The organism is bacterium, assembly GCA_024226335.1.
GTDB lineage: Bacteria > Myxococcota_A > UBA9160 > SZUA-336 > SZUA-336 > JAAELY01.
The window spans coordinates 1-4457 of record JAAELY010000151.1; the positions used below are offsets into that span (position 1 = coordinate 1).

Below are 4457 nucleotides of genomic sequence, written 5' to 3' on the forward strand. Positions count from 1 at the left end.
AGAGGACATCCTGGTCGTCGCACTCGCGCAGGACGATCGCTCCAGTGCCGATGTGCGCGCCTATCTGAAGAAGCGCAACCTGGCAAACCTGCGGGTATTCCACGATCGCGAGGGCACGCTTGCGGCGGTGCTCGGAATCGACGGCGTGCCGACCAGCTACGTGCTCGATCCGCAAGGTCGCATGATCGGCGTCGTGAAAGGCCGGGCCAGCTGGGACACGCCTGAGGCTCAGGCATTCCTGCGTTACCTGAAGCGGGCCTCGGCGAAGACATCTTCCGAGTGATCCCGCGGCCGACGGTGCGAGTGATTCGCTCGGTTCGCCGCTGCCTCGGAGCTTTCGGGCTGGTCCTGATCGCGCTGGTCCTGATCGGATGCGGCGGACCCGAAGCGATCGACTATTCCGGTCCCGTGGCTGGATGGGATGCTTTCGGTGGCGATGCCGGCGGACTCCAGTATTCGCCGCTCACCCAGGTGACTGCCGCGAACGTGACGGATCTGGAACTCGCGTGGGTGCACAAACACGGTGACATCTCCGATGGCAGCGACGGAACGACTCGCACGAGCTACAACGTGGCGCCGATCCTGGTCGACGACACACTCGTCGTCTGTACCGGTTACAACCGTGTGATCGCGATCGACGCCGAGACGGGTGCCGAGCGCTGGGCGTTCGATCCCGAGCAACGCCTGACGAAGCTCAGGGGACCCTATCCGCGAGTGTGCCGCGGGGTTGCGCACTGGCCCGGGAACGACGATCCGGCGCCGTGCAGTTCGCGCATCCTGACGGCGACCGTCGATTCGCAACTGATCGCCATCGACGCAGCGAACGGCAAGCCGTGCGAGGACTTCGGTACGCACGGTCGCGTCGAACTTCGCGAAGGTGTCGACGGCGAGCCCTGGGAGTACTACGTGACCGCTCCACCGCTGGTGGTGGGCGATCTGGTCGTGGTAGGCGCACTCGTGTCCGACAATCTGCGTGCGGACGCACCCAGCGGTGTCGTTCGCGCGTTCGATGTGCGCAGCGGCCGGCTCGCCTGGGCCTGGGATCCGGTGCCGCCCGGAAGTGAGCGTCCCGCCGACGCCGAAGGCTATCGGCCTGGAACGGCAAACGTCTGGTCGATCATGTCCGCAGACGCTGAACGCGATCTGATCTTCATCCCGACGGGCAATGCAGCTCCCGACTATTTTGCGGGCAATCGGGGCGGTCTCGACTACTACTCGAGTGCGACCGTGGCCTTGCGCGCTTCTACCGGTCAGGTCGTGTGGCGACGCCAGTACGTGCATCACGATCTATGGGATTACGACACACCTTCCCAGCCCACGCTCTGGGACTTCCCCGGGCCGGACGGGCCGATCCCGGTCGTCGTGCAATCCACCAAGATGGGGCATGTCTTCATCTTGCACCGCGAGACCGGCGAGCCCCTGTTTCCGATCGAGGAGCGACCCGTGCCACAGAACGGTGTGCCGTTGGAGACGCTCTCGCCCACCCAGCCGTTTCCGACCCACGTTCCAGCGCTGCACCCGTCCAGCTTCGGGCCCGAAGACGCCTGGGGGTTCACGTCTTACGACCAGGGCAAGTGTGCGGAGATCATCGCCCGGTACAGACACGACGGGATCTTTACCCCACCCACTCTCGAAGGCTCGATCCAGTTTCCCGGATCGGCAGGTGGTGCGAACTGGGGCGGGGTCGCAATCGATGGTTCCGGCGTTCTGTTCGTGAACCAGACGCGCATGCCCGCGGTGATCAAGCTGATTCCGCGGGCGGAATACGACGCCATGCCCGACAAGACTTCGACCTACCCGGCCGAACTCTATCCCATGAAGGGCACGCCGTATGCGCTCTCGCGCTTCCCACTGCTTTCGCCTTTCGACGCGCCGTGCAACGCACCGCCCTGGGGAACGCTCACAGCCGTCGATCTGGTGAAGGGGGAAGTCCTCTGGGAAGTCGCCCTCGGCACCACCCGTGATCAGGCTCCCTTCCCGATGTGGCTGAGCCTGGGGGCCCCGAACCTGGGAGGGCCTCTCGCGACGGCCGGGGGTCTTCTCTTCATCGGCGCCACCACGGACAAGTTTCTGCGCGCATTCGACGTGCGCTCGGGTGAGGAGATCTGGACTCAGCGTCTTCCCTTCACCGCGAATTCAAATCCGATCACCTACCGCCTGCGGCCGGATGGAAAGCAGTACGTGCTGATTGCGGCCGGTGGCCATGGCTGGTCGGAGCCGGGCGACGCGTTGATGGCCTTCGCGCTTCCGGACTGACGGCTTCCCGACCGGCGGATCAGGGCTAGACGCCACTCGCGACGGATCCGCCACACGGGACTGCTAGCCCCGATCTTCGACTACCAGTATGCTCTGGTCCGCACCGATGTCGGTTGCCGGGAGGAACAATGAGCCGAAAGGTCGCGCTCATCACCGGAATCACGGGTCAGGACGGATCGTATCTGGCGGAGCTTCTGCTTGAGAAGGGCTATGACGTCCACGGGATCGCCCGTCGGACGTCTCAGCTGAATCGCTCGCGCATCGATGAGTCGCGCGGGCGCGCGATCCGCGAAGGCCATGTATACGAACTGCACTACGGGGATCTCGGAGACTCCAGTAGCATCAATCGCATCATCGCCGAGACGCGCCCGACCGAGGTCTACAATCTGGCTGCGCAGTCTCATGTAGCGGTGTCGTTTCAGCAGCCGGAGTACACCTGCGATGTCGACGCCAATGGAGTGCTGAGACTCCTGGAGGCGATTCGCTCCAATCGTCTGGACTGTCGCTTCTACCAGGCCTCGACGTCAGAGCTCTTCGGCAAGGTCGAGGAGATTCCGCAGACCGAGACCACACCGTTCCATCCTCGGTCCCCGTACGGCGTCGCGAAGCTGTACGGCTACTGGATCGTGCGCAACTACCGCGAAGCGTACGGTATGCACGCGAGCAACGGCATTCTGTTCAATCACGAGTCGCCGCGACGAGGTGAGAACTTCGCACCCCGCAAGGTCACGATCGGCCTTTCCCGCATCAAGGCAGGCCTGCAAGACAAGCTGACCATGGGCAACATCGACTCCAAGCGCGACTGGGGCTACGCGCGGGATTTCGTCGAAGCCATGTGGATGATGTTGCAGCAGGACGAGCCGGATGATTTCGTGATCGCGACCGGCGAAACCCATACAGTGCGCGAGTTCATCGAACTGGCTGCGGGAACGCTTGATTGGGAGATCGAGTGGGAAGGCGAGGGCACCGATGAAGTGGGCCGCGAAAGCAAATCGGGACGGGTACTGATCGATATTTCCGAGCGCTTCTACCGCCCAGCCGAAGTCGACCTGCTCCTGGGGGATCCCAGCAAGGCTCGAGAGGTATTCGGTTGGCAGCCACGCGTGAGCTTCGGCGAACTGGTGCAACTGCTCATGAAGGCTGATCTCGATCTCTACGCGAAACCCTGAGAAGCTGATTTCGGCCTTTGCCCCGCATTCTAATGCGCAGAACTGCGTCGCGTCTGCGCACGGATGTCGTGTATGGCTCAAGTTGTCGCCAACGGACGACGAAAAATAAGCTTTCTGGAGCGCCCGTCCGAGTTCTTTCGGAATGGCTTTCCAGGTGTCGTCTACGGAAACCGAATCTCGCTTCTCGAGAAGAGCAAACCCGGTGGAAACCGGTGACGCAGAGCCAGTGCCCCATCTCGGGAGACCGAGCGGGTCGAACGGCCGCCGAAAGGAGTGATCCATGGCTGCATCACATCGATTCATGGCGTTGGCCATCGTCGTATTGCTCGGCTGCGTATCGTTCGACCTCATTGGCCTTGCAGAAGATTCCGCCCTGATCGAGGCGGCGATAGAATCGGATCTCGATCCGGAAGTGCTCGCAGTAGCGACGGCCCTGCGCAGTCGCCACACGGGCTTGAAACCCGAGAAGATCGAGCCCGTCGCACAGGCGATCGTCGCGGAGTCCAGGCGGGTGGGATTTCAGCCGGGTTTCGTACTGGCCGTGATCCACGTCGAGAGCAGTGGCTACAACTACGCCATGTCGAGCGTAGGAGCGATGGGGCTCATGCAACTCCTGCCGACGACGGCCGAGTCGATAGCGCCGCGCCTGGGTGTCGACTGGAAGGGGCCCGGCACCCTTTTCGACCCTGTATCCAATGTACGACTCGGTGTGAGTTATCTGCGTCAGCTCGTCGATCGTTTCGATGACGTCGACACGGCGCTAGCCGCGTACAACTGGGGTCCCACGGCGATTGCAACTCGTCTGCGCAGGGGTGAGAAGCTGCCCCAGGAGTACATCCGGCGCGTGCAATCGGCCTACCGTCGACCGCCGCGCGGCTGGGCGTTGAACATCTAGGGAACCTCTGCACAGGGAGGCTGCGGCTGCGAAGCGCGATGCATCCGCCTGCGCTGCGTCGCGCGACCCTCTGCAGATCTACGGATCTGCGATCGGATCACGCTTCTTGCTCAGGCGGCGATTCCCGCTTCTCGCTC

4 protein-coding genes and 1 riboswitch are annotated in these 4457 nt (G+C 63.1%); all 4 genes read left to right on the forward strand.

Features of this window, described 5'->3' with window-relative positions; translation table 11 throughout:
• Positions 1 to 283: TlpA family protein disulfide reductase (locus GY725_07210; GenBank protein ID MCP4003967.1), on the forward strand; the 283-nt coding region annotated here is incomplete at its 5' end.
• 23 nt (positions 284 to 306) lie between these two features.
• Positions 307 to 2256: a pyrroloquinoline quinone-dependent dehydrogenase gene (locus tag GY725_07215; GenBank protein MCP4003968.1), complete on the forward strand. Its 1950-nt coding sequence runs from the start codon at positions 307 to 309 to the stop codon at positions 2254 to 2256.
• A 128-nt stretch (positions 2257 to 2384) separates the two neighbouring features.
• On the forward strand, positions 2385 to 3425 hold the full coding sequence (gene gmd, locus GY725_07220; protein ID MCP4003969.1) for a GDP-mannose 4,6-dehydratase: 1041 nt from the start codon (positions 2385 to 2387) through the stop codon (positions 3423 to 3425).
• Between the two features lie 182 nt (positions 3426 to 3607).
• A riboswitch (cyclic di-GMP riboswitch) is annotated at positions 3608 to 3694 on the forward strand.
• Positions 3695 to 3705: 11 nt separating this feature from the next.
• Positions 3706 to 4320 (forward strand): lytic transglycosylase domain-containing protein, encoded by a 615-nt coding sequence (locus tag GY725_07225; GenBank protein MCP4003970.1) that lies wholly within the window; start codon positions 3706 to 3708, stop codon positions 4318 to 4320.
• The last annotated feature ends 137 nt before the right edge of the window (positions 4321 to 4457 follow it).

Bases quoted from the DNA above. Each gene is read 5' to 3' on its own strand.
- gmd (MCP4003969.1), top strand. From the start codon at position 2,385: ATGAGCCGAAAGGTCGCGCTCATCACCGGAATCACGGGTCAGGACGGA.
- GY725_07225 (MCP4003970.1), top strand. From the start codon at position 3,706: ATGGCTGCATCACATCGATTCATGGCGTTGGCCATCGTCGTATTGCTC.